This window comes from Allobosea sp. P5_A5, assembly GCF_056400625.1.
The window spans coordinates 114858-137115 of record NZ_JBFUKY010000011.1 but is presented as its reverse complement, the minus strand read 5'-3'; the positions used below and the strand labels follow the sequence as shown (position 1 = coordinate 137115).

Below are 22258 nucleotides of genomic sequence, written 5' to 3'. Positions count from 1 at the left end.
AAGCGGTCTTGCGCGGGGTCGAAGCCCTGTTGGCCGATATCAGTGAAGAGCTGGCCCGAGGTGATGAGATCGGTGATGCGGCCGCGATTGCGGAAGGGCTCGCGCGTCACCGTCGGGTAATAGGTCAGCTGCCGGGCAATCATCTCGCCGAGGAATTCGTCCTGCGGCAGCTCGCGCTGGATGCGCTCGCCATAGGCCAGTTCCGCCACCTGCCGGCAGCCATGCACCAGCACGACCTGATCGTAGCGCTCATAGGTCTCGAGATCGCGGATCAGCGAGAGGAACGGCGCCAGCCCGGTGCCGGTGCCGAGCAGGAACAGCCGCCGGCCGTCCTTCAGATTGTCCAGCACGAGCGTGCCGACCGCCTTCTTGCCGACGATGATGGGGTCGCCGACCTCTAGGTTCTGCAGCCGCGAGGTCAGCGGGCCGTCCTGAACCTTGATCGAGAAGAACTCCAGCTCCTCGTCGTAATTGGTGCTGGCGACGCTATAGGCCCTCAGCAGCGGCTTCTCGCCGATTTTCAGCCCGATCATCGTGAACTGGCCGTTCTTGAAGCGGAACGTTGCGTCCCGCGTCGTCGTGAAGCTGAACAGGCTCTCCGTCCAATGATGGACGCTCAAAACCCGCTCCTCGTAGAAATTGCTCATCGTTACGTGCTCAAACCCTGCTGTATCGGCTCTGCCGCGCCACTTTACCGAATGCGGCGATGCCGCCGCCCGATCTCATCACCGTGGTCATTCAGCCGTGCAGGCTAAGCACAACCTTCAGCGCCACCAGCGCGAGGATGGCGAGCCAGCAGGCGAATTCGGCCTTCCGGCTGCCGGGAGCCTGCGCGGCGGCTTGCTCATACCGATCGATTTCCATCTCGTAGTCCTCCGGCTCTGTCTGGCGGCGCGGCATCGGCGGGCGGCCTTCGATGACGGGTGAGCTTTCAGGGCTGGCCATCGGCCACGCTCTTGGTCACGAGTCGGACGATGGCGACCGGAGCCTGCGGGTCGAGCCCGGCCAGGAATGCGGCCTCGTCGGCCGGTGCGGGCAGCAGGCGCGCCTCGCGCCGGCCGAGATCGAGGATTGCGGGCGCGATATCGGCATCATGGATGATCAGATCGGCGCCTTGCATCAACCGGATATCGCGCAGCGTCAGGCGCTCGGGATCCTGCGGATCGACACGCAGTACCGTCACATCCGGACCGGAGCTCGCGCTGGAACCGTCCTCGGCAACGGCTTGAGCGATGGCGCGCAAGGTTTCGGCCGACCCGGCCTCTTGCGGTCCCGGCACGAACAGCAGGTCCACGAAACGCTCCCAGAAGCGGCGGCGCGCCGGCTTTTCGGGCAAGCGCTCCGCCAGCTCCTCGCGGAAGGCCTTCGCCGTCGCCGTCCAGGCGGCAAGGCCAGCCGGCAGGATCGCCTCGATGCGGCGGCGCAGGGCCTGTGCCAGGATCGGGGCGGCGCCGTCCGTCGAGATGCCGATGATCGTCGGCGAGCGGTTGACGATCGTGCCGAACTGGAAGTCGCAGGCCTCGGGCGTGTCGATGACGTTGACCAACGCGCCGGCTGCTTTCGCCTTGCTGCGGAAGGCGGTGAACTCCTCCTCGCCATGCTCCGGTTCGAGCAGGGCGACGACGACGCCGGTGAAATCGGCATCCGTCCAAGACTGCTCATGAAGAGCAATCCGCTCTCGCTGGGCCAGCGCCAGCTGCCGCAGCTCCGGCGCGGGATGTTCGGCATAGACGTCGACATGGGCGCCGGCCGCAGCCAGCAATTCGACCTTCCAGATCGCACCCACGCCGCCGCCGGCGACGATGGCGCGCTTGCCGTCGAGGTCGAGGAAGATCGGGAGCTTGGCGAGCCGGTCCATGGTTATGGCGCCCGTCGATCAGCGTCGGGTGAACAGCCGGCGCCTCATGGCGCGGTGCTCCGCGCGAGGCGGCGACGGTCGAGGATGCTGCTCTCGCGATTATAGCCGCGCTGATAGGCGTCGCCCTTCCAAAGAGCGGCCCGACGCCATTGCTCTTCGTCCTGCCGTTCGGCGCTCGCGGTTGGAAGCTCGACCTCGTCGAAGCCACAGGCCAACGCATAGGCGAACTGGTCCGGGATCAGCGGGCCGACCGCCCGCAGGCGACCGGTGAAGCCGGCTTTCCGCAGGCGGGTCGCGATGCTGAAGCCGCGTCCGTCTCCGAAGGAGGGGAAGGCGACGGCAATGAGGGCGAGCCATGGCAGATGCGGCGCCAGCGTCTCGACGGACAGGGTGTTGGGCACGGCGACACCGACCGGCTGGCTCTTTCCAATCAGGTCGAGCGCCGCGTGCAGCTCTTCCAACGGCACGAGCGGGCGGGCGAGCGTACCCGGCGCGGCACCCTCGGTTCGCGTCCACAGGTCCGGCACTTCTCCGGTGCGATCAAGCAGCATCGGCGAATTCCTTGAAGGCCTGCTTGAAAGGCGCCGTGCCGACGCGCCGGACGGTGGCTATGAAATTCTCGTTGGCGCTGCGCTGCGCCAGGTAGACCTCGACGATCCGCTCGATCGCATCCGGCACGGCTTCGGCCGACAGGCCGGGACCCAGAATGTCGCCAAGGGTCGTATCGTTGCCGGCGTCGCCGCCGAGCGTGATCTGGTAGGATTCGATACCGCGCTTTTCCAGCCCGAGAATGCCGATATGGCCGACATGATGATGGCCGCAGGCATTGATGCAGCCGGATATCTTGATGTTGAGCGTGCCGATCAGCTCCTGCCGCGCCTGATCGGCGAAACGCTGCGAGATCGCCTGCGCGATCGGTATCGAACGAGCGGTGGCCAAGGCGCAATAATCCAGGCCGGGGCAGGCGATGATATCCGTGACGAGATCGAGGTTGGCCGTCGCCAATCCAGCGCTTTGCAGAGCCAGCCAGACATCGAAGAGGTCGTCGAGCCGGACATTCGGCAGGATCAGGTTTTGCGCATGGCTTACGCGCAATTCGTCGAAGGAATAGCGCTCCGCCAGATCGGCGACGACCCGCATCTGGTCGGAGGTCGCGTCGCCCGGCGCGCCGCCGATCGGCTTCAGCGAGATCGTCACCGCGGCATGGCCGGGGATGCGGTGCGGCGTGAGGTTGATCTTGGCCCAGCGCGCGAAGGCAGGCTCTGCGGCTTTCGCCGCCTCGAACGCATCGCTGTGAGCAGAGAGTTCCGCATAATCCGGCGGCGCGAAATAGGCTGAAATCCGCGCAACCTCCTCGGCATCGGCCGCGATCCGGGTCACGTCGAGCCGCGCGAACTCGGCCTCGACCAGAGCCCGGAAGGCCTCCTCGCCGATCTCGTGGACGAGGATCTTGACGCGGGCCTTGTACTTGTTGTCGCGGCGGCCTTCGAGATTATAGACCCGCATCACCGCCTCGAGATAGGGCAGCAGCAGCGCCTTCGGCAGGAAGTCGCGCACCACCTTGCCGATCATCGGCGTGCGGCCGAGACCGCCGCCGACGCTGATCTCGTAGCCGATCTCGCCGGTGTCGGGATGGCGCAGGATGCGGATGCCGATGTCGTGCGACTTGATGACCGCGCGGTCATGGGTGGCGCCCGTCACCGCGATCTTGAACTTGCGCGGCAGGTAACTGAATTCGGGATGGGCCGTCGACCATTGCCGGATCAGCTCGGCGGTCGGGCGCGGATCTTCCAGCTCGTCTTGCGCCACGCCTGCGAAATGGTCGGCTGTGACGTTGCGGATGCAGTTGCCCGAGGTCTGGATGCAATGCATCTCGACTTCGGCCAGCAGGTCGAGAATGTCGGGAATGTCACGCAGCTTCGGCCAGTTGAACTGGAGATTGGTGCGCGTGGTGAAATGGCCGTAGCCGCGATCGTAGCGCTCGCCGATCAGCGCGAGCTGCCGCATCTGGCGGGCGTTCAGCGTGCCGTAGGGCACGGCGATCCGCAGCATATAGGCGTGCAACTGGAGATAGACGCCGTTCTTCAGCCGCAGCGGCTTGAACTCGTCCTCGGTCAGCGCGCCGGACAGCCGTCTCGCGACCTGATCGCGGAACTGGGCGTTGCGCCCGCGCACGAAGCGCTCATCGAACTCGTCATAGCGATACATGATGTCAGGGCGTCCTGCCGAGGCCTTCGCCGGCCTGCTTGCCGAGATCGAGCCGATTGCTCGGTCCCAGCGTCTTGAACTTTTCGCGGAAATGGCGTGGGACGGGGCGGCCGTCCTCAATCGCCACATCGACGAGATAGGCGTCCACCACGCGGTTTTCCGACAGTTGCGCGGCGGCAAACGCCTCTAGCCGGAGCGCATCACCATCATCGGCCGCGACACGTGCCGAGGAGGGATCGCGCGTCCAGACCAGATCGCCGCCACCAGTCGCGGCGAAGACGACATCCCCGTCGAGCAGGTCGTTGGCGAGCAGAATGGCCGGCAAAGGGGGTCGTTTCGGTGCGGCCGACATCAGATTATGCCCCGGCTGGAGCTGGTGCCGGCATCACGATGGCTGTCTGCAGGAAACGTCATGACGCCCTCCGAAATGAACCAAAAGTCTAGTTCACAGAGGGGAAAGGTTCAATTCACATCGGATAGGCGGAATTTCTGAAAATCACACCGAGAATACAATATTTATCTCCCTGTACCGGTATGGGTACCGGCAAGGAGATCGTTCTTATCGAACAAGGCCGGCTCGGCGGGTGCCGTCATTGCGAGGAGCGAAGCTATGAAGCAATCCAGCTTTTGACCCGGTCCTCCTAGATTGCTTCGCCGGGCTCGCAATGACGTCTTGCAGGTGGATAGATTTCCGCTAAGCCGCAGCGAACAGCATGCCATGCGTGATGCGTAGCTTCACCCGCTCGCCGATCGCGGGCGCGACCGGGCTGGTCAGGTCTAGGTCGAGCCGCTTCGACAACCCCTCGACCGCAACCTCGGCGCGTCGCAGCGGCCCGTTGCGGCGCAGATGCTCGATTACGCCGGGGATAGCGAGGGGCGCGTCGTCGACGATCTTGAGATGATGCGGGCGGACATAGAGCGAGGCGGCGCCCGCCTGGTTCTGCGTAAGCCCGCCATAGACCGGCCGATCGGCGAGGAAAGCCTGCCCGCCGACCACGCGCACCGGCAGGCGGTTGGCCTCGCCGAGGAATTCGCAGACGAAGGGGTTGGCCGGATGGTCGTAGATATCGTCCGGCGTGCCGACCTGTTGAAGGCGGCCTTCATGCAGGATCGCGACGCGGTCGGACAGTTCCAGCGCCTCTTCCTGGTCGTGGGTGACGAAGATCGTGGTGTGGCCGGTCCGGCCGTGCAACTCCCGGAGCCAACCGCGCAGATCCTTGCGGATCTTGGCGTCAAGCGCGCCGAAGGGCTCGTCCAGCAGCAGCACTTGCGGCTCGATGGCCAGCGCGCGGGCGAGCGCCACGCGCTGGCGCTGGCCGCCGGAGAGCTGGCTCGGATAGCGCTTCGCCAGCCCCGGCAACTGCACAAGCTCGAGCAGTTCACCGACGCGGCGGGCGATCTCGGCCTCGCCAGGCCGCTCGCGGCGCGGGCGGGAGCGTAGGCCGAAGGCGATGTTGTCAGCCACCGTCATCGTCCGGAAGAGGGCGTAATGCTGGAAGACGAAGCCGATCCGACGCTCGCGCAGGGAGAGACGGCGGGTATCGACATCGCCGAACAGCACGCGTCCCGCATCGGCGCCTTCGAGCCCGGCAACGACGCGCAGCAGCGTCGTCTTGCCCGAACCGGACGGGCCCAGCAGCGCGACCAGCTCGCCCGCCTGAACGTCGAGTGAGACGCCGCGCAGCGCCTGGAACGCCTCGAAACTCTTCTCGATGGATTCGATGCCGACGGCGACGGTCATCGCGATATCTCCTGAGTTAGTGGCGGCGGCTGGCGGCGATTTCGTCGCCATAGCGCCATTCGAGCAGGGTCTTGATGACGAGGGTGACGAGGGCCAGGCCCGCCAGCAGCGAGGCCACGGCGAAGGCGGCCGCCGACATGTACTCGTTGTAGAGAATCTCGACATGCAGCGGCATCGTGTTGGTCAGGCCGCGTATCTTGCCCGAGACGACCGCGACAGCGCCGAACTCGCCCATCGCGCGGGCGTTGCAGAGCAGGACGCCGTAGAGCAGGCTCCACTTCACGTTCGGCAGCGTCACGGTGAGGAAGGTGCGCCAGCCCGAGGCGCCGAGCGTCAGCGCCGCCTCCTCGTCGCTGGAGCCCAGCGCCTGCATATGCGGGATCAGCTCGCGCGCGACGAAGGGGAAGGTGACGAAGATCGTCGCCAGCACCAGTCCCGGCAGGGCGAAAATGATCTTGATGTCGTGGGCCTGCAGCCAGGGGCCGAGATAGCCCTGCGCGCCGAACAGCAGAACGAAAACGAGGCCGGCGATCACCGGGGAGACTGAAAACGGCAGGTCGATCAGACTGATGAGGAGGCTCTTGCCGCGAAACTCGAACTTCGCCACCGCCCATGCCGCGGCGAGGCCGATGACGACGTTGAGCGGCACGGCGATCGCGGCGACCAGCAGCGTCAACTGAATGGCGGCGACCGCGTCCGGTTCGGTGATCGCGTCCCTGTATGCCTGCCAGCCGCGCGCACCGGCCTCGATGAAGACGGAGAGCAGCGGCAGGAAGAGAAAGAAGGCAAGGAAGACCAGTGCCAGCCCGATCAGCGCGATCCTGACCGGCAGGCTCTCCCCACGGATCGAGGTTCTTGACGGGGCCGGCAGGGCAGCGTCGCGCGGAACGGAAGGCAAGGCGCTGAGGTCAGACATGGCCGAAACGCCGTCTCGCCGCCGCCTGGATCAGGTTGGCGATCAGGATCAGGGCGAAGGCCAGCAGCAGCGTCATCATGCCGACGACGGCTGCGCCGGCATAGTCGAACTGTTCGAGTCGGATCACGATCAGCAGCGGCGCGATCTCGGACACCATCGGTACGTTTCCGGCGATGAAGATCACCGAGCCGTATTCGCCGACCGCCCGAGCGAAGGCGAGGACGAAGCCGGTCAACAGCGCTGGAACCAAGGGCGGCAGCACAACGCGGGTAATCGTGCGCCAGCGACTGGCGCCGAGCAGGGCCGCGGCCTCCTCGATATCGGCGCTCGTCTCCTCCAGCACGGGTTGGATGGTGCGCACGACGAAAGGCAGGCCGACGAAGATCAGCGCCACCATCACGCCGAGCGGCGTATAGGCGATCTTGAGGCCGAGCGGTGCGACAAGCCCGCCGATCCAGCCGTTCGGCGCATAGATCGCCGCCAGCGCGATGCCGGCGACGGCGGTCGGCAAAGCGAAGGGCAGGTCCACCGCCGCATCGAGCAGGCGCCGGCCGGGAAACTCGTAGCGCACGAGAATCCACGCCAGCAGCAGTCCGAAGACGCTGTTGACGACCGCTGCCAGCAGCGCGCCGAGGAATGACAGTCGCAGCGCCGCCAGAGTGCGCGGCGAGGTCGCGACGGCCCAGATGTCGGCCGGCCCCGCCGACAGCGCCTTGAGGAACAGCGCGGCGAGCGGGATCAGCACGATCAGCGACAGCGCCGTCAGCGTGACGCCGAGCGCGAGGCCGAAGCCCGGCAGCACGCTCGGCTGGCGCCATCCTCGGACGGGGGCGGTCGCAGTGCTCATACGAACCTCAGCGGGCCGGCTTGTAGAGCTGGTCGAAGGTACCGCCATCGCCGAAATGCTCCGGCTGAGCCTTGGCCCAGCCGCCGAAGGCGCCGTCGATGGTGACGAGGTCGAGCTTCGGGAACAGAGCGAGGTCCTTCGGGTCTGCAGCTTCCGGCTTGCGCGGACGATAATGGTTCTTGGCGATGATCGCCTGCCCCTTCGGCGTGTAGAGGAACTCGAGATAGGCTTGCGCCTGCTCGCGGGTCTTCTTGGCATCGACATTGGCATCGATAAGCGCGACCGGCGGCTCGGCCAGGATCGAGAGGCTCGGCACCACAATCTCGAACTTGTCGGCGCCGAATTCATCGAGCGCGAGGAAAGCCTCGTTCTCCCAGGCCAGAAGCACGTCGCCGATGCCCCGCTGGGTGAAGGTTGTGGTGGCGCCGCGCGCGCCGGTGTCGAGCACCGGGACGTTGGCGAGCAGCTTGCCGATATAGTCGCGGGTCTTGGCTTCGTCGTTGCCGTAAGCCTTCTGCGCAAAGGCCCAGGCGGCGAGGTAGTTCCAGCGCGCTCCGCCCGAGGTCTTGGGGTTGGGCGTGATGATCTGGACGTCCGGCTTCACCAGATCGCCCCAGTCCTTGATCACCTTGGGGTTGCCCTTGCGGACGAGGAAGACGATCGTCGAGGTGTAGGGCGAGGCATTGTCCGGCAGTCGCTTCTGCCAGTCCAGCGGCAGCTTCTTCGAGCGCTGGGCGATGGCGTCGATATCGCCCGCCAGCGCCAGCGTCACGACATCGGCGTTAAGCCCATCGATGACGGTGCGGGCCTGCGCGCCGGAGCCGCCATGGGACTGGCGGATGGTGGTGATCTTCTTGTCCGGATGGGCGGCGTTCCACTCGGCGATGAAGGCCGTGTTGATGGCGCGATAAAGCTCTCGGGTCGGGTCGTAGGAGACGTTGAGCAGCTCCTGCGCCCGGACCGAGGCGACGACGCCGAAGCACAACGCGAAGGCTGCGAAGCAGAGACCCATCTGAAGCAGGCGGTGGAAGGGGCGCTTTGTCATGATCGCTCCGATTTTTTAAAGAACGATATGTTCTTTATGTAGAACGAAACTAGGCGAAGACGCGCGAGGTGCATAGCCCCTGCAACCAGCAGCCCTTTCCAAAGTTCGGGCCGGCCGGAGAAGGATTTCGCCTCCGCCTTCGCCTCTTTTCTAACAGCGGCTAGATGCCGGCGCCCTGAGTATTCTCGCTCGTGGCGATCGTCCGGGCCCGCAGGCGCCGCCACAGCCCGGCCATCCCGAGTTTGGACAGCAAGATCACGACCGGACGCAATACGAGGTCGCTCAAGCCGATCCCGACCGCCAGTAGCAGTGAGGCCGTCAGCCCATACAGCGCGACAGCCAGCGCGAGGCTGCTCGCGACATGCGCCGAAATCTGGCCGAAGCGCAGCGCGCGCGCAAGCGAATCCGACGGGCCGATCCAGCGCTGAAGATGCGAACGCCAGCCGGGCGCGGCCGTTTTCAGCCGGTCTGGGACATCGCTCTCGCTGACGAAACCGAACGCCACCGTCTCATGCGTGACCCGGTCGATCAGGATGAACCCGCCCAGTTCGGGACTGCGCGCGAAGGGCAGCGCCGGAACCGGCCGGTCCAGCAGGAGCGTGACGACGCCGATGTCGTTGGGACCAAGACCCGTGGTCGCGACCGGCTTCAACGTCTGGATGTCGACGGCGTGGTGCAGTTCCCCGATCGCAGCCTCCGCCGTGGTCGAGGCCAGCTTGAGGAGGTAGCGGTTCTCGGCCGCAAGCGGCGTCTCGGCGGTCCACAGCAACTTGGCGCGCAAACTGGCGCGCAGCAGCGGCCGATTCTTGTCGGCAACGAGCGTATCGCCGCGCGAGATGTCGATGGCGTCGGCCAGCGTCACCGTTACGGGCTGGCCGCTGCCGGCGCGCGCGATGTCGCCACCGGGCCCGATGATCCGCGTGACCGTGCTGACACGCCCGGAAGGCAACGCCGCGACCTGATCCCCCACCGCGATCGTCCCGCGCGCCAATGTCCCGACATAGCCCCGGAAATCGGCGCTGGGGCGATTGACCCATTGAATGGGCAGAATGGCGCCGCCATCAGCCTGCCGCCGGCCGGCGTCCACCTCTTCCAAATAGGGCAGGAGTGCCGGGCCGCGATACCAGGGCATGTTCGCGGAGGTGCCGAGGATATTGTCGCCATCTCGTGCCGAGATCGGGATCGCCGTCACCTGCGAGAGGTCCAGCGTCTGCGCGATGGCCGCGTAGTCGTCGGTGATCGCCTTGAATACAGCCTCGTCATAGCCGACGAGATCCATCTTGTTGACGGCGAGCACGACGGTCTTCACCCCGACCAACGAGACGATGGTCGAGTGCCGGCGGGTCTGCGGCAGCAGTCCGAGGCGCGCATCGACCAGAATGACGGCGAGATCGGCGGTCGAGGCGCCTGTCGCCATGTTGCGCGTATACTGCTCATGGCCAGGCGTATCGGCGACGACGAAGGCACGGCGCGGCGTCGCGAAATAGCGATACGCGACGTCGATGGTTATGCCCTGCTCGCGCTCGGCCGAGAGGCCGTCGACCAGCAGCGCGAAATCGAGTTCCGGGCCTTGCGTGCCGAAACGGCGGGAATCGGTTGCCAGCGTGTCCATCTGGTCGTCGAGCACTGCGCCAGCTTCATAGAGAAGCCGGCCGATCAGCGTGGATTTGCCGTCATCGACGGAGCCGCAGGTGAAGAAGCGCAGAGCCGGCTTACGACCTTGCTGGTGGTCGTTCGCGGCGCCTTCATTCGTGGACGGTGCCGGTTGGGCGAGCTTGCGGGCCGGGGCGCCCATCAGAAATATCCTTCCTGCTTCTTTTGCTCCATCGAGCCGGCGCCGTCATGGTCGATGATCCGGCCTTGCCGCTCGGAGGTGCTGGAGGCACGCATTTCGGCGATAATGTCGGGCAGCGTTGCCGCCTCGCTCTCGACCGCACCCGTCAACGGGTAGCAGCCGAGCGTCCTGAACCTGACCGAGCGGGTCTCGACGACCTCGTCGGGCAGGAGAGGCAGGCGCTCGTCGTCGCGCATGATCCAGGTGCCGCCCCGGCGCACGACCGGGCGCGGCGCGGCGAAATAGAGCGGTACGACCGGGATGTTCTCCAGCGCGACGTAGTCCCAGACATCCTGCTCGGTCCAGTTGGAGAGCGGAAACACGCGGAAGCTCTCGCCCTGCCGCTTCAGCGTGTTGAACAGACGCCAGGGTTCCGGCCGCTGGTTCTTCGGATCCCAGCGATGGCCGGCCGAACGCAGTGAGAAGATGCGCTCCTTGGCGCGGCTCTTCTCTTCGTCACGCCTCGCGCCGCCGAAGGCCGCGTCGAAGCCGTGCTTGTCCAGCGCCTGCTTGAGGCCTTGCGTCTTCATCACGTCGGTGTGAATGCGCGAGCCGGAATCGATCGGGTTGATTCCAGCGCGAACCCCGTCCTGGTTGATGTGGACGATGAGGTCGAGGTTCAGCCGCCGCGCGGTCTCGTCGCGGAAGGCGATCATGTCGCGGAACTTCCAGGTCGTATCGACATGCAGCAGCGGGAAGGGTAGGCGGCCCGGCGCGAAGGCCTTCATCGCCAGATGCAACAGCACCGCCGAATCCTTGCCGATCGAATAGAGCAGCACTGGCTTCTCGCAAGTGGCGACGACCTCGCGAAAGATGAAGATCGCCTCGGCTTCGAGGCGTTGCAGATGGCCCATCTCGATCATGCCGGAACTCCTGCCTTCTGCCGCGTCAGGCGCCCGTCCGGGCCGACATGCAGGCCACACTCCTTCGCGGCCTCGTCTTCCCACCACCAACGCCCGGCGCGCTCGGGCTCGCCGGGCGCGATCGCCCGCGTGCAGGGTGCGCAGCCGATCGAGAGAAAGCCGCGCGCATGCAACGCCGAGATCGGAACATCGCGAGCGGCGGCGAAGGCGACCAGCTCCTCGCGGCTCCAGTCATGCAGCGGGTTGAACTTGGTCAGGCCGCGCTGCTCGTCGGGCTCCGTCAGCCGGATGCCCCCGCGCGCTTGCGACTGGTCGGCCCTCAGGCCTGTGATCCAGAGATCGGCGCCTGTTAGCGCGCGTTCCAGTGGTTCCAGCTTGCGAAAGCCGCAGCAGGTCTTGCGCAGTTCGATCGCGTTGCGGAAGCCGTTGACGCCGTGGCGGGAGACGAAATCCTCCACCGCCGGACCTCGCGGCGCAAAACCGTGAACGACGATGCCGTAGCGTTCCTCGGTTTTCTGCCAGAGCTCGTAGGTTTCAGGAAAGAGCCGGCCGGTATCCAGCGTGGCGAAGCGGACGGCCTGGCTCAGGCCGGCATCGTGCAGAAGCTGGGTCAGAACCTGATCTTCGAGCCCGAAGCTCGTTGTGAACACGGCATGATGCTCGATGACGCGGGACAAGATGTGCTGCATCGACTGTGCGCGATCGACCGCAGCAGCCTTCGTCTCAAATTCAGGCATAAAATTGCTTCTGCGTCAGGTGAACCCATTCACTCTGACATTACAGAACAAGCCGGCTCTGTTCTTGCTCTTGTTGGCAGGAGAGGAAGCAAGTCCTTCTCGGCTGCGGTTGCGCGCAAACGTTTTTTTCTCTGCGTCGCGCTGTGCGTTGCTGGGAAGCTTCAGCCGGCGAACCGCTTCCAGGCATGCTCGCGAGCGGACGCGACGGCGCATTCGATGAAGCGGATGCCCCGCGCGCCGTCTGCCAGCCTTGGATAGTCGGCATCGAGCGGGTCCGCGGCGTGGCCGTCGCGTTTCGCGCGGATGTCGGCGAAGACACCGCGATAGACGTTGGCGAAGGCTTCTATGAATGCCTCGGGATGGCCCGCCGGTAGCCTGACGGCGCGCCGCGCCGCTTCGCCGAGCCAGGGCGAGCCGCGTGTCAGGATTTCAGCCGGGCCGTCGTTTCGGTAATGCAGGAGGCTGTTGGGCTCTTCCTGCCGCCATTCCAGCGTGCCGCGCTCGCCCGAGACGCGCAAACGCAGGTCGTTCTCCTTGCCGGCGTTGATCTGCGAGGCGATCAAAACGCCGCGCGCGCCACCCTGGAAGCGGAGCAGGATGCTGGCGTCGTCGTCGAGCGCGCGGCCCGGCACCATCCGGCCGAGATCGGCCACCAGCTCCTCGACGCTAAGGCCGGTCACGGTCGAGACGAGGTTTTCCGCATGCGAGCCGATATCGCCGAGCGCACCTGCGATGCCGCTGCGGGCGGGGTCTGTCCGCCAGCCGGCCTGCTTGTTGCCGGTCGCCTCCAGAGCCGTTGCGAGCCAACCCTGATTGTACTCGACGACGACCTTGCGGATGCTGCCGAGTACGCCCGAGCGCATCATCTCGCGGGCCTGCCGCACCATCGGATAGCCGGTGTAATTGTAGGTGACGCCGAAGATGCTGCCGCTGGCTGCGACCGTGGCCTCAAGGTCCTCGGCCTGCGCGCCGGTATGGACCAGCGGCTTGTCGCAGACGACGTTGAAACCAGCGGCCGCGAAGGCTTGCGCGATCGGGAAATGGCTGTCGGTCGGCGTCACGATGACGACTGCATCGACGCGTTCGCCGGGCGCTCGCCTCAGCTCCGCTTCGAGCAAGGCCTGCCAGCTGCCATGGTTATGCTCGTCGGCGAGGCCAAGCGCGCGACCGGATGCGATCGCCTTTTCAGGGGTGGCCGAAAACGCACCGGCCGCGAGTTCCGCCAGCCCGTCGAGCGCAATGGCGTGGCGATGCACGGCGCCGATGAAGGCGCCCTGGCCGCCGCCGACCATGGCGTATCGCAGTTTGCGCGGAACTTCGTCGGTCATCGGCTGGTCCGTTTCGGAGAAGATGTCGACAGCCGTCATTGCGAGGAGGCGTGAGCCGACGAAGCAATCCAGGAAACGTAGCGCGCTACGATGCTGGATTGCTTCGCTTCGCTCGCAATGACGAGCGGCTGCTGGGAATACGCCTCAGAACGGCGAGTCGGCGTAGTAGAAGTCCTTGGCGTTCGCCTTGTCGATCAGCACCGAGGGGATGATCGTGGTCGCCGGCAGCTTCTCGCCCTTGAGCCGGGCTTCGGCGGTGAGCTTGATCGCGTCGTAGATGAATTTCGGCGAATAGCTGACATTGGCCTGGATGCGCGGGTCCTTGCCGTCGACGATGGTCTTGACCATGTCCTTGGCGCCAGCGCCGCCGAAGATCACCTTGATGTCCTTGCGGCCGGCCTGGTCGATGGCGCGGATCGCGCCGAAGGCCATGTCGTCATCGGCGGCCCAGATCGCGTCGATCTCCTTGAAGCGGGTAAGGAAATCCTGCGTGACCTTGTAGGCGTCGTCGCGGTTCCAGTTGGCGTATTTGGCGTCGAGCAGTTTCATCTCCGGATGGGCCTTAAGCACGGCGGCGAAGGAATCCATGCGCTCATTGTCGAGCGTGGTCGGGATGCCGCGCAGCGCGACGACATTGCCTTTGCCGTTCAGCGTCTTGACGATGTACTCGGCCGGGATCTTGCCGAAGGCGGTGTTGTCGCCGGCGACATAAGCGTCCTGCGCCGTGGTGTCGGTCAGGCCGCGATCGACCACCGTCACATAGGCTCCCTTGGCCTTCACATCCGCGACCGGACGGGTGAGCGCGGCGGATTCGAAGGGGAAGACGACGAGCGCGTTGATCTTGCTGACGGTGCTCATGTCCTGGAGCTGGTTCGCCTGCTCGGTGGCGTTGGCAGCCGTGCGGATGGTGATCTTGAGGTCCTTGTGCTGGGCTTCGAGATCCTTCTTGGCGCGGTTCGCCCAGTAGTTGATGCCGCCCATGAAGCTGTGTGTCGCGGCGGGAATCGAGACGCCGAGATTGACGGGTTCGGCCGCCGCGCTGCCGGCCGCGAAGGCGACGCCGGCGGCGGTGGCGGCAAGCAGGATGGTACGTCGGGTCTGCGTGAACATGGTCTTCTCTCCCTATCTGGCTCGCCTTTAGCGGCGGCCTTTCTGCAAAAATGCGACGGTGATGATGACGAAGCCCTGCACGGCGGCGTTGAGATAGACGCTGATCAGGCTCGTCAGATTGAGGATGTTGCTGATCACGGAGAGCAGGATCGCGCCGACGACCGTGCCGATGATCGTGCCATGGCCGCCCTTGAGCGCCGCGCCACCAACGATAACCGCGGCGATCGCCTCAAGCTCCCAGAGCAGGCCGGTGGTCGGGGAGGCAGAGCCGAGGCGCGGCACGTAGAATAGCGTCGCGATGCCGACGCAGATGCCCAGCAGCATATAGGTGAGGATCTTGACCCGATCGACGTCGACCGCCGCATAGCGCGCGACCGTCTCGTTGGAGCCGATCGCCTGGACATGCCGGCCGAAGGCCGTCTTGTTGAGAATGACGGCGCCGATAATCGCGACGACGAGAAAGGCGATGACCGGCAGCGGCACACCGAGCAGGCTGCCGTAATAGACCGGGGCGTAAAGGTCGGAGAGGTTGTTCTCCAGCGTCAGCGCGCCGCCATCGGCGAAATAGGTGAGGTAGGCCCGGTAGATGCCGAGCGTGCCCAGTGTCACGATGAAGGGCTCGATGCGCCCCTTCGCGATGAGCAGGCCATGCGCCAGGCCGAAGGCTGCGCCTAGCACGACCGCCAGCACCGTGCCGGCAATCACCGCCAGCAGCGGCGAGCCGAAGGCGCCAGCGGCCCAGTTGATGAACATGATCACGCAGCCGGCAATCAGCGCCGCCATCGAGCCGACCGAAAGATCGATGCCGCCGAGAATGATGACGAAGCACATCCCGACCGCGATGATGCCGATGAAGGCCGTGCGGGTCAGGACGTTCAGCGCATTGTCGAGGGTGGCGAAATCGCTGTTGAGGCCGGCTCCCACGGCGCAGAGCACGATCAGGCCGATCACCGGCCCCAGGCTGGCGAAACGCTCGGCGAAGGAGGGCCCGGCGGCGGCGCGATGCTGCGCAGCCACCACCTTGTCCTGAGTTTGCGTGCCATCGTGGCCGGGGCCGGGTCGGGTCTCAGGCTGCGACATGGCGCGTCCCCGTGGCATGAGCGATCATCGTCTCTTCCGTCATCTCGGCGCCCTCGACGGTGGCGACCAGCCGGCCGCCGCGCATCACCGCGACGCGGTGGGCAAGGCCGATCAGCTCGATCAGCTCCGAGGAGATCACCACGACGGCGAGGCCCTTGCGGGCGAGTTCGGCGATCAGGAAATAGATCTCGCGCTTGGCCCCGACATCGACGCCGCGCGTCGGCTCGTCCAGCACCAGCACGCGCGGCTCGGGATGCAGCACCTTGGCGAGCGCCAGCTTCTGCTGGTTGCCGCCGGACAGCGCGGCGGCTTTTACCGAAAGCGAGCCGGTGCGGATGCCGAAGGCCTCGACGGCGCGGACCAGCGCGCTGCGCTCCGCAGCATGGTCGAGCAGCGGCGTCGCGTAACGCTCCAGCGCCATCAGCGTCAGGTTAGGCGCCAGCTGAAAATCGACATGCAGGCCCTTGCCCTTGCGGTCCTCGCTCAGATAGCTGAGCCCGTGTTTCGTGGCCTCGCCGAGCGAGCGCAACGTGACGGGGCGGCTTGACAAGGCGACCTCACCCGTGCCGGGACGCAGACCGAGAATGCCTTCGAAAAGCTCGGTTCGGCCAGCGCCGACCAGACCGGCAAATCCGAGGATCTCGCCCGGCCGCACGGCGAATGAAACGTCTCGCGCCCAGCCCGGCACGTTGAAATGTTCGACGGCGAGCGCCGGCATGGTGCCTTTCTCGAAGGCCTGTTTCGGCGGGAAGAGATCGGTGATTTCCCGGCCGACCATCATCGTCGCCATGGCGTGGCGGGTGAGGGACGAGGTCGCTGCCCTGCCGACGAGCGCGCCGTCGCGCATCACCACGACTTCGTCGGTTATGCGCTCGACCTCGTCGAGCTTGTGCGAGATGTAGACGATGGTGACGCCGTCCGCCCGGAGCCGCTCGATCAGGCCGAAAAGCCTGGCGACCTCGGAGGGCGTCAAGGTTGCGGTCGGCTCGTCCATGATGAGCAGCCGCGCCTTGCGGGAGATCGCCTTGGCGATTTCGACGAGTTGCTTCTCCGCGACGATGAGCTGGCGCACCGCCGTTTCAGGCCTCCGGTCAAGCCCGACCTGGCTCAGCGCGGCGGCCGCCTCGCGCCGCATGGCCTCCTCATCGAGGAATGGGCCGTTGCGCCGTTCGTGACCGAGGAAGATGTTGCCCGCTATCGTCAAATCCTCGGCCAGATTGAATTCCTGGTGGATCAGGACGATGCCGTGGGCCTCCGCATCGCGCGAGCCTGAGAAGGCAACCGGCTCGCCGCCGATCAGGACGCGTCCCGCGGTCGGGCTTTCATAGCCGGCGAGGATCTTCATCAGCGTCGATTTGCCGGCGCCGTTTTCGCCGAGCAGGCCGTAGACCTTGCCGGGTTCGAGGGCAAACGAGACGCCGTGCAGCACCTCGACCGGGCCGAAGCGCTTGACGATGCCGTCGAAGGCGACGGAGAGGCCGGGCGTTCTAGGTTCGGGCGTGCTCATGCCGGGCTCCCGCTGCGCAGCGCCTCGCGCATCGCCAGGACGCCGGCACCGATCAGACCGGTTTCCGAGCCTAGCGGCGCGGACGTGATTTCGAGGTGACGCGTCGAGAGCGCGAGCGAACGCTGGTTCACGCTTTGCCGGATGGCGGCGAGGAAGAGCGGGCCGATCGCGGAGACGCCGCCGCCGATGAAGATGTGCGAGGGGTTGTAGAAATTGACCAGCGCCGCCAGCACCTGCCCGATCAGGCGGCCAGAGCGGCGCACGATCGCGTCGGCCTCGGCATCGCCTTCGCGGCAGGCCGCGCCGATATCGACCGCGCTCAAGCTGCCCTGGCGTGCCAGCATCTCCGCCAGCATCGCGCTTCGTCCGCTTTCGGCCGCTTCCATGCCCATCGCGACGATCGCGGGCGCGGCCGCCATCGCCTCGACGCAGCCGCGATTGCCGCAGCGGCAGAGCGGGCCCTCGGGATCGACGCAGATATGGCCGATGTCGCCGGCCGAGCCGCTGGCGCCGCGATAGAGTTCGCCATGGCAGACGATGCCGCAGCCGATACCGGTGCCGATCTTGATGACGAGGAAGTTCTCGATCTGCCGCCGCTGGCGCCAGAGCACGCCGAGCGCCATCAAATTCACGTCGTTGTCGACGAAGACAGGCGCGTCGAGAATCTCGCGCAGATCGTCGCGGATGGCGTAGCTGTCCCATCCCGGCATCAGCGGCGGATTGACGAGCTGGCCGGCGGTGAAGTTGACCGGGCCGGGCACGCCGATGCCGACGGCCAGCACGGTGTCGCGCGCGATGCCGTTTTGCGCCAGCATCGCCGGCAACAAGGCGCGCAGTCGCGCCATGATCGGGCCGGGGCCGGCCTGCACATCGGCGTCCTGCGAATGGCGGGCGATCACGCCGAGATCGGGCCGCAGCAGCGCGACATCGAGGCTGGTCGCGCCGATATCGATGCCGATCAGCACGCCGAGGCGGCCATGAACTCGCAGGGTCTCGGGCCTGCGACCGCCTGTCGAATGCTGGACCCCCGCCTCGTCGAGCAGGCCCTGATCGAGGAGCCCGGCGGCAAGTGCATTGGTTTTGCTGCGGGAGAACTGAAGCTCGTCCGCCAGCGCGTGGCGCGCCGTGCCGCCGGCCCAGAACGTGGCCTCGAGCACAGCGAGCTCGTCGGGGCTCAGAACCTGCCAGGGCGGTGCGATGAAGGCCTCCCGCGTTTCCTCGGTCGACCTTGTGGCGGTCGTTATCGAGAGGCTAGTCCCGGTTACTTGCCGCTCTCAAGACCGAACTTCAGCCAAAATCAGGCAAAAGTCAGCAGGAAGTTACGCTGGGATCGTGCGGCCACGGTCTGGACCATCTGACAACCCCGCGCCATCCTGCGGCCCAAGGAGACGAAGATGGCGAAGACGATGCAAGGACCGGCGATCTTTTTGGCGCAATTCGCGGGTGATACGGCGCCTTTCGATAGCTGGCCCGCGATCACGCGGTGGGCGGCCGAGCTTGGTTATCGCGGCGTGCAGTTGCCATCGGGCGATGCCAGACTGTTCGATCTTGAACAGGCGGCGGCCTCGCAGGATTACTGCGACGAGATCGCCGGAATCGCGCGCGAGAATGGCGTCGCGATCACCGAGCTTTCGACGCATGTCCAGGGCCAGCTCGTCGCGGTGCATCCCGCTTATGACGCGGCTTTCGACGTGTTCGCTCCCGTAGCGCTGCGGGGCAAACCGGCGGCGCGGCAGGAATGGGCGGTCGGGCAGATGAAGCTTGCGGCAAAGGCCTCGCGCCGGCTGGGCCTTGCAGGCTCGGTCAGCTTCACCGGCGCGCTGGCCTGGCCGTTCCTCTATCCCTGGCCGCAGCGGCCGCCCGGCCTGGTGGACGAAGCCTTCGACGAGCTGGCGAGGCGCTGGCAGCCGGTCCTCGACGTCTATGAGGACAACGGTGTCGATGTCGGCTTCGAGATCCATCCCGGGGAAGATGTGTTCGACGGGGCGACGTTCGAGCTGTTCCTCGACAAGCTGGGCGGCCATCGGCGTTGCCGGATCAATTACGACCCCTCGCATTTCCTGCTGCAGCAGCTCGATTATCTCGCCTTCATCGACATCTACCACGAACGCATCAGCGCCTTTCACGTCAAGGACGCGGAGTTTCGACCCAATGGACGGCAGGGCGTCTATTCCGGCTTCGCGCCGTGGGTGGAGCGGGCCGGGCGCTTTCGCTCGCTCGGAGATGGGCAGGTCGATTTCAAGGCGATCTTCTCGAAGCTCGCTCAATATGATTTCGACGGCTGGGCGGTGTTGGAATGGGAATGCGCACTCAAGCATCCGGACGACGGCGCGCGCGAGGGCGCCCGCTTCATTGCCGACCACATCATCCGCGTTACCGAGACGGCGTTCGATGATTTCGCGGGCGGCGGCGAGACGGGGCTGGCGCGCCGGATGCTGGGGCTGACCTAAGGCGTCAGGCCAGCGGCACGGCATAGGCGCGGAAGACCGCCCCGTAGAAACAGCCGGATGCGGCGAGCACGAAGAGGTGCCAGATCGCATTCTGGAATGGCAGGCTTTCCCAGATGTGGAAGATCACGCCGACCGAATAGAGCACGCCGCCTGCCAGCATCAGCCAGAGCGCGGTCGGGGGCAGGGTGGCGATGCTCTCCCACAGGATCACGCCACTCCAGCCGAGCGCGAGATAAAGCAGGATCGAAAGCCGGTCGAACCGGCCGGGCAGCGCGACCTTGAGCGCGACGCCTGCGATCGAAACCAGCCAGACGATGGCGAGCAACCACTGCGCCGTCGCGCTCTCGCCCAGCTTCATCAGGAAAGGCGTGTAGGTGCCCGCGATAAGAATGTAGATCGCCGAATGGTCGAAGCGGCGGATCAGCCATTTCCTCGGCGAGACCGGCCACATATTGTAGACGGCCGAGATGATCAGCACCGCAAGCAGGGCGGCGCTGTAGATCGAAATCGTTACGAGATCAGCCACGGAGGCCGATCCGACGAGATGTGCGATCAACACGGCCACGCCGCTCAAGCCGAGGGCGATGCCGAGCACATGCACAACGCCATCGGCCCACAGCTCGGCCTTGTTGAAGGTGAAGCGTCCGACGGCGGGAATATTCACACTCAGCCTTTCGATGATCGAGCGAATCGAGATGACGCCTTGTGCCGATAGGATCGGGCAAATTTAAGCCGCTTCGGTGGTGACGGAGCAACGGCGAAAAGCGTGGCGGGACCTTCGAACGTACAGTGCCGTACACAGACCGGGCCCGCGAGCGACGGGACGGTGCCAGCTGGAACCACTGCATCGCTGTCCGGTTCGACGAGTCTTCTCATTCTCAGGAGGCCTCCATGGCAGAACCCAAGACGCTCGATGATCTGTTCCTCGATACCCTCAAGGACATCTACTACGCCGAAAAGCAGATTTTGAAGACGCTGCCGAAGATGGCGAAGGCTGCTAGCTCGCCGGAGCTGAAGCAGGCGTTCCTGACGCATCGCGACGAGACGGAGACACATGTCGAGCGTCTCAGCGAGGTCTTCGACGTGATCGGCAAGGCGCCCCGCGGCAAGACCTGCGACGCCATCCTCGGCATCATCGAGGAAGGCAAGAGCATCATGGAGGAGTTCGAGGGCAGCCCCGCGCTCGACGCCGGCCTGGTTGCCGCTGGGCAGGCGGTCGAGCACTACGAGATGGCGCGCTACGGCACGCTGAAAGCCTGGGCGCAGGAGCTCGGCCACAAGGACGCAGTCAAGCTGCTCGACCAGACGCTGGCGGAAGAAAAGAAGACCGACCAGCTGCTGAGCCAGATCGGCACCGGCTCGGGCGGCAAGAAGGCTGCTTGAACTAGCATTAAATTATAATAGGTAAGCCGCTTGCAGTTGCCGATTCGAATAATCATCGCGGCAAATTCAAAAAATTTGCCGCGATGATTATCTATTATTCAAGTTAATCTTCGTCGTCATAGTCTAAAATTGTGATATCATTTCGTTCAAAAAGCTCATCAATTTTAGATTGACCATATTTTTCAACTAAAGAATCTGTTGATATTTGATCTATGCCAGTCCAATCAAAATCAGTAGACAAGTATTTTTCGATGTCAGCGTACATCATGGCGTGTCTGATAAATGATAAGTAATTATTTTTTAAACGATATTTATTTAAATTTTTGATTAAATTGTTGTCGATAATTTTTTCAAAGTCAGATATTTTGTTTATACCGAATTGTCGGATTTCTTTGATTATATTTTGACTTATTTCGCAATCGTGCACTTCTCCGACATTTTTTATTGATCCAATAAATTTTTTAAGTGTCTTAGAGCTGACTTCAGATTCTAATATTTCATCTGACGATTTTTCTTCTATTTTTGTATTATAATCGTCGATTTCCTTTGAGATATTATCGAATCCTTGGTCGATAACCTCTAGCATTCCCGCGTATAGGTTTGGACGGCGCTCAAGGGTTGCGGGGAGCCCAGCACGAAATTTAAACGACCTGTCATGGGCCATTTCCGCCCATGCGTGCTGTAGAACTGTCCGAATCTGTATCTCAAACTTTAAATCGCATATGTCTTTGTATTCCCGCAGTACGGAGCGGGCCTTACCTAGCGTGCAGATATAATGAACAGAGCGATAGCCGATTTTGTCAAGACCAAGTATAGCTGATCGATCGCGACTGTTGCTCAAATCTATCTCGAAAAATCCTTTAATTATTTTTTCAATTTTTTGTATTTCACTTTCTAGAAAGCAGATTATCCTGATTCCACTAATATCAGTTATCTGTTTTTCATAATCAGTATAGCTTTTCCGATCAATCTTTTCGATTATAGATTTTTGGTTTTTTATTCTGTGAGCGATACTAAGATATTCTATCTTATGCGCTTTGAGTTCAGCTTCAAGCAGATTGCAGGCGGTCGGCGCTAATCGGCTGTGGCCGATTAGCGCTTCTGCTGCCCATTTTTCCCGGTCAGAGGTCATGGGACTTTAGTACCTGTGCGAACACCCGTAGTTTGTCGGCTGAGCGTCAGCTAAGCCGTTGGCATCGTTGACGCCGGAATTTCGGTGTTTCAGCCAGTATGTCGGCGGCAACCCCCAAAGTTTGTCGGCGCGGGGTTAGGCCACTAAACGGGCTTGTTCCGAGCCGGAGCGGGGGCTGTCCTGCTCAAATCGGAAGCCTGTGATCGTCTCTTTCGTCCC

22 protein-coding genes are annotated in these 22258 nt (G+C 64.2%); 2 read left to right on the top strand and 20 right to left on the bottom strand.

Features of this window, described 5'->3' with window-relative positions:
• The 18 genes from AC1DR6_RS19525 to AC1DR6_RS19440 all read right to left on the bottom strand — a co-directional run.
• The coding region (locus tag AC1DR6_RS19525; RefSeq protein WP_476830924.1) for a ferredoxin--NADP reductase at window positions 1-647 on the bottom strand (647 nt) is incomplete at its 3' end.
• Window positions 648-738: 91 nt separating this feature from the next.
• Window positions 739-945, bottom strand: coding sequence for a hypothetical protein (locus AC1DR6_RS19520; RefSeq protein WP_476830923.1), 207 nt, complete (start codon window positions 943-945; stop codon window positions 739-741).
• Window positions 932-1858 (bottom strand): precorrin-2 dehydrogenase/sirohydrochlorin ferrochelatase family protein, encoded by a 927-nt coding sequence (locus AC1DR6_RS19515; protein ID WP_476830922.1) that lies wholly within the window; start codon window positions 1856-1858, stop codon window positions 932-934. Before AC1DR6_RS19515 ends, AC1DR6_RS19520 begins: the two co-directional genes overlap by 14 nt.
• A 44-nt stretch (window positions 1859-1902) precedes the next feature.
• Window positions 1903-2409: a DUF934 domain-containing protein gene (locus tag AC1DR6_RS19510; RefSeq protein WP_476830921.1), complete on the bottom strand. Its 507-nt coding sequence runs from the start codon at window positions 2407-2409 to the stop codon at window positions 1903-1905.
• Window positions 2399-4066 (bottom strand): nitrite/sulfite reductase, encoded by a 1668-nt coding sequence (locus AC1DR6_RS19505; protein WP_476830920.1) that lies wholly within the window; start codon window positions 4064-4066, stop codon window positions 2399-2401. Before AC1DR6_RS19505 ends, AC1DR6_RS19510 begins: the two co-directional genes overlap by 11 nt.
• Before the next feature lie 4 nt (window positions 4067-4070).
• Entirely contained in the window at window positions 4071-4418 is a 348-nt protein-coding gene (locus AC1DR6_RS19500; protein ID WP_476830919.1) for a DUF2849 domain-containing protein, read from the bottom strand.
• A 342-nt stretch (window positions 4419-4760) separates the two neighbouring features.
• Complete coding sequence (locus AC1DR6_RS19495; protein WP_476830918.1) at window positions 4761-5807, bottom strand: sulfate/molybdate ABC transporter ATP-binding protein; 1047 nt, start codon at window positions 5805-5807, stop codon at window positions 4761-4763.
• Between the two features lie 16 nt (window positions 5808-5823).
• Complete coding sequence (gene cysW / locus AC1DR6_RS19490) at window positions 5824-6723, bottom strand: sulfate ABC transporter permease subunit CysW (RefSeq protein ID WP_476830917.1); 900 nt, start codon at window positions 6721-6723, stop codon at window positions 5824-5826.
• Window positions 6716-7570, bottom strand: coding sequence for a sulfate ABC transporter permease subunit CysT (gene cysT / locus AC1DR6_RS19485; RefSeq protein WP_476830916.1), 855 nt, complete (start codon window positions 7568-7570; stop codon window positions 6716-6718). Before cysT ends, cysW begins: the two co-directional genes overlap by 8 nt.
• A 7-nt stretch (window positions 7571-7577) precedes the next feature.
• Window positions 7578-8615 carry a sulfate ABC transporter substrate-binding protein gene (locus AC1DR6_RS19480; protein ID WP_476830915.1) on the bottom strand — a complete coding sequence of 346 codons (1038 nt, stop codon included), beginning with the start codon at window positions 8613-8615 and terminating at the stop codon, window positions 7578-7580.
• Between the two features lie 160 nt (window positions 8616-8775).
• Window positions 8776-10410: a sulfate adenylyltransferase subunit 1 gene (locus AC1DR6_RS19475; protein WP_476830914.1), complete on the bottom strand. Its 1635-nt coding sequence runs from the start codon at window positions 10408-10410 to the stop codon at window positions 8776-8778.
• On the bottom strand, window positions 10410-11312 hold the full coding sequence (gene cysD, locus AC1DR6_RS19470) for a sulfate adenylyltransferase subunit CysD (RefSeq protein ID WP_476830913.1): 903 nt from the start codon (window positions 11310-11312) through the stop codon (window positions 10410-10412). The genes AC1DR6_RS19475 and cysD overlap by 1 nt, the downstream gene beginning before the upstream one ends.
• Entirely contained in the window at window positions 11309-12049 is a 741-nt protein-coding gene (locus AC1DR6_RS19465; RefSeq protein WP_476830912.1) for a phosphoadenylyl-sulfate reductase, read from the bottom strand. The genes cysD and AC1DR6_RS19465 overlap by 4 nt, the downstream gene beginning before the upstream one ends.
• Before the next feature lie 161 nt (window positions 12050-12210).
• Window positions 12211-13377 (bottom strand): Gfo/Idh/MocA family protein, encoded by a 1167-nt coding sequence (locus AC1DR6_RS19460; RefSeq protein WP_476830911.1) that lies wholly within the window; start codon window positions 13375-13377, stop codon window positions 12211-12213.
• Window positions 13378-13521: 144 nt separating this feature from the next.
• On the bottom strand, window positions 13522-14487 hold the full coding sequence (locus tag AC1DR6_RS19455) for a substrate-binding domain-containing protein (RefSeq protein ID WP_476830910.1): 966 nt from the start codon (window positions 14485-14487) through the stop codon (window positions 13522-13524).
• 27 nt (window positions 14488-14514) lie between these two features.
• Window positions 14515-15567 (bottom strand): ABC transporter permease, encoded by a 1053-nt coding sequence (locus AC1DR6_RS19450; protein WP_476830909.1) that lies wholly within the window; start codon window positions 15565-15567, stop codon window positions 14515-14517.
• On the bottom strand, window positions 15554-17074 hold the full coding sequence (locus tag AC1DR6_RS19445) for a sugar ABC transporter ATP-binding protein (protein ID WP_476830908.1): 1521 nt from the start codon (window positions 17072-17074) through the stop codon (window positions 15554-15556). Before AC1DR6_RS19445 ends, AC1DR6_RS19450 begins: the two co-directional genes overlap by 14 nt.
• The gene (locus AC1DR6_RS19440) at window positions 17071-18231 is read right to left on the bottom strand and encodes an ROK family protein (protein WP_476830907.1); all 1161 of its coding nucleotides are present in this window, start codon (window positions 18229-18231) and stop codon (window positions 17071-17073) included. The genes AC1DR6_RS19445 and AC1DR6_RS19440 overlap by 4 nt, the downstream gene beginning before the upstream one ends.
• Window positions 18232-18468: 237 nt before the next feature.
• Between AC1DR6_RS19440 and AC1DR6_RS19435 the strand changes: the two genes are divergently transcribed.
• On the top strand, window positions 18469-19524 hold the full coding sequence (locus tag AC1DR6_RS19435; protein ID WP_476830906.1) for a sugar phosphate isomerase/epimerase family protein: 1056 nt from the start codon (window positions 18469-18471) through the stop codon (window positions 19522-19524).
• A 4-nt stretch (window positions 19525-19528) separates the two neighbouring features.
• On the opposite strand, the gene trhA is transcribed toward AC1DR6_RS19435, so the two are convergent.
• Window positions 19529-20194: a PAQR family membrane homeostasis protein TrhA gene (gene trhA / locus AC1DR6_RS19430; RefSeq protein ID WP_476830933.1), complete on the bottom strand. Its 666-nt coding sequence runs from the start codon at window positions 20192-20194 to the stop codon at window positions 19529-19531.
• A 221-nt stretch (window positions 20195-20415) separates the two neighbouring features.
• Here trhA and AC1DR6_RS19425 point away from each other — a divergent pair, with 221 nt between their 5' ends.
• Window positions 20416-20907, top strand: a complete 492-nt coding sequence (locus AC1DR6_RS19425; RefSeq protein WP_476830905.1) for a YciE/YciF ferroxidase family protein — start codon at window positions 20416-20418, stop codon at window positions 20905-20907.
• 103 nt (window positions 20908-21010) lie between these two features.
• Here the strand turns inward: AC1DR6_RS19425 and AC1DR6_RS19420 are convergent, their stop codons facing one another.
• Entirely contained in the window at window positions 21011-22039 is a 1029-nt protein-coding gene (locus AC1DR6_RS19420) for a GTP pyrophosphokinase (protein WP_476830904.1), read from the bottom strand.
• Between the last annotated feature and the right edge of the window lie 219 nt (window positions 22040-22258).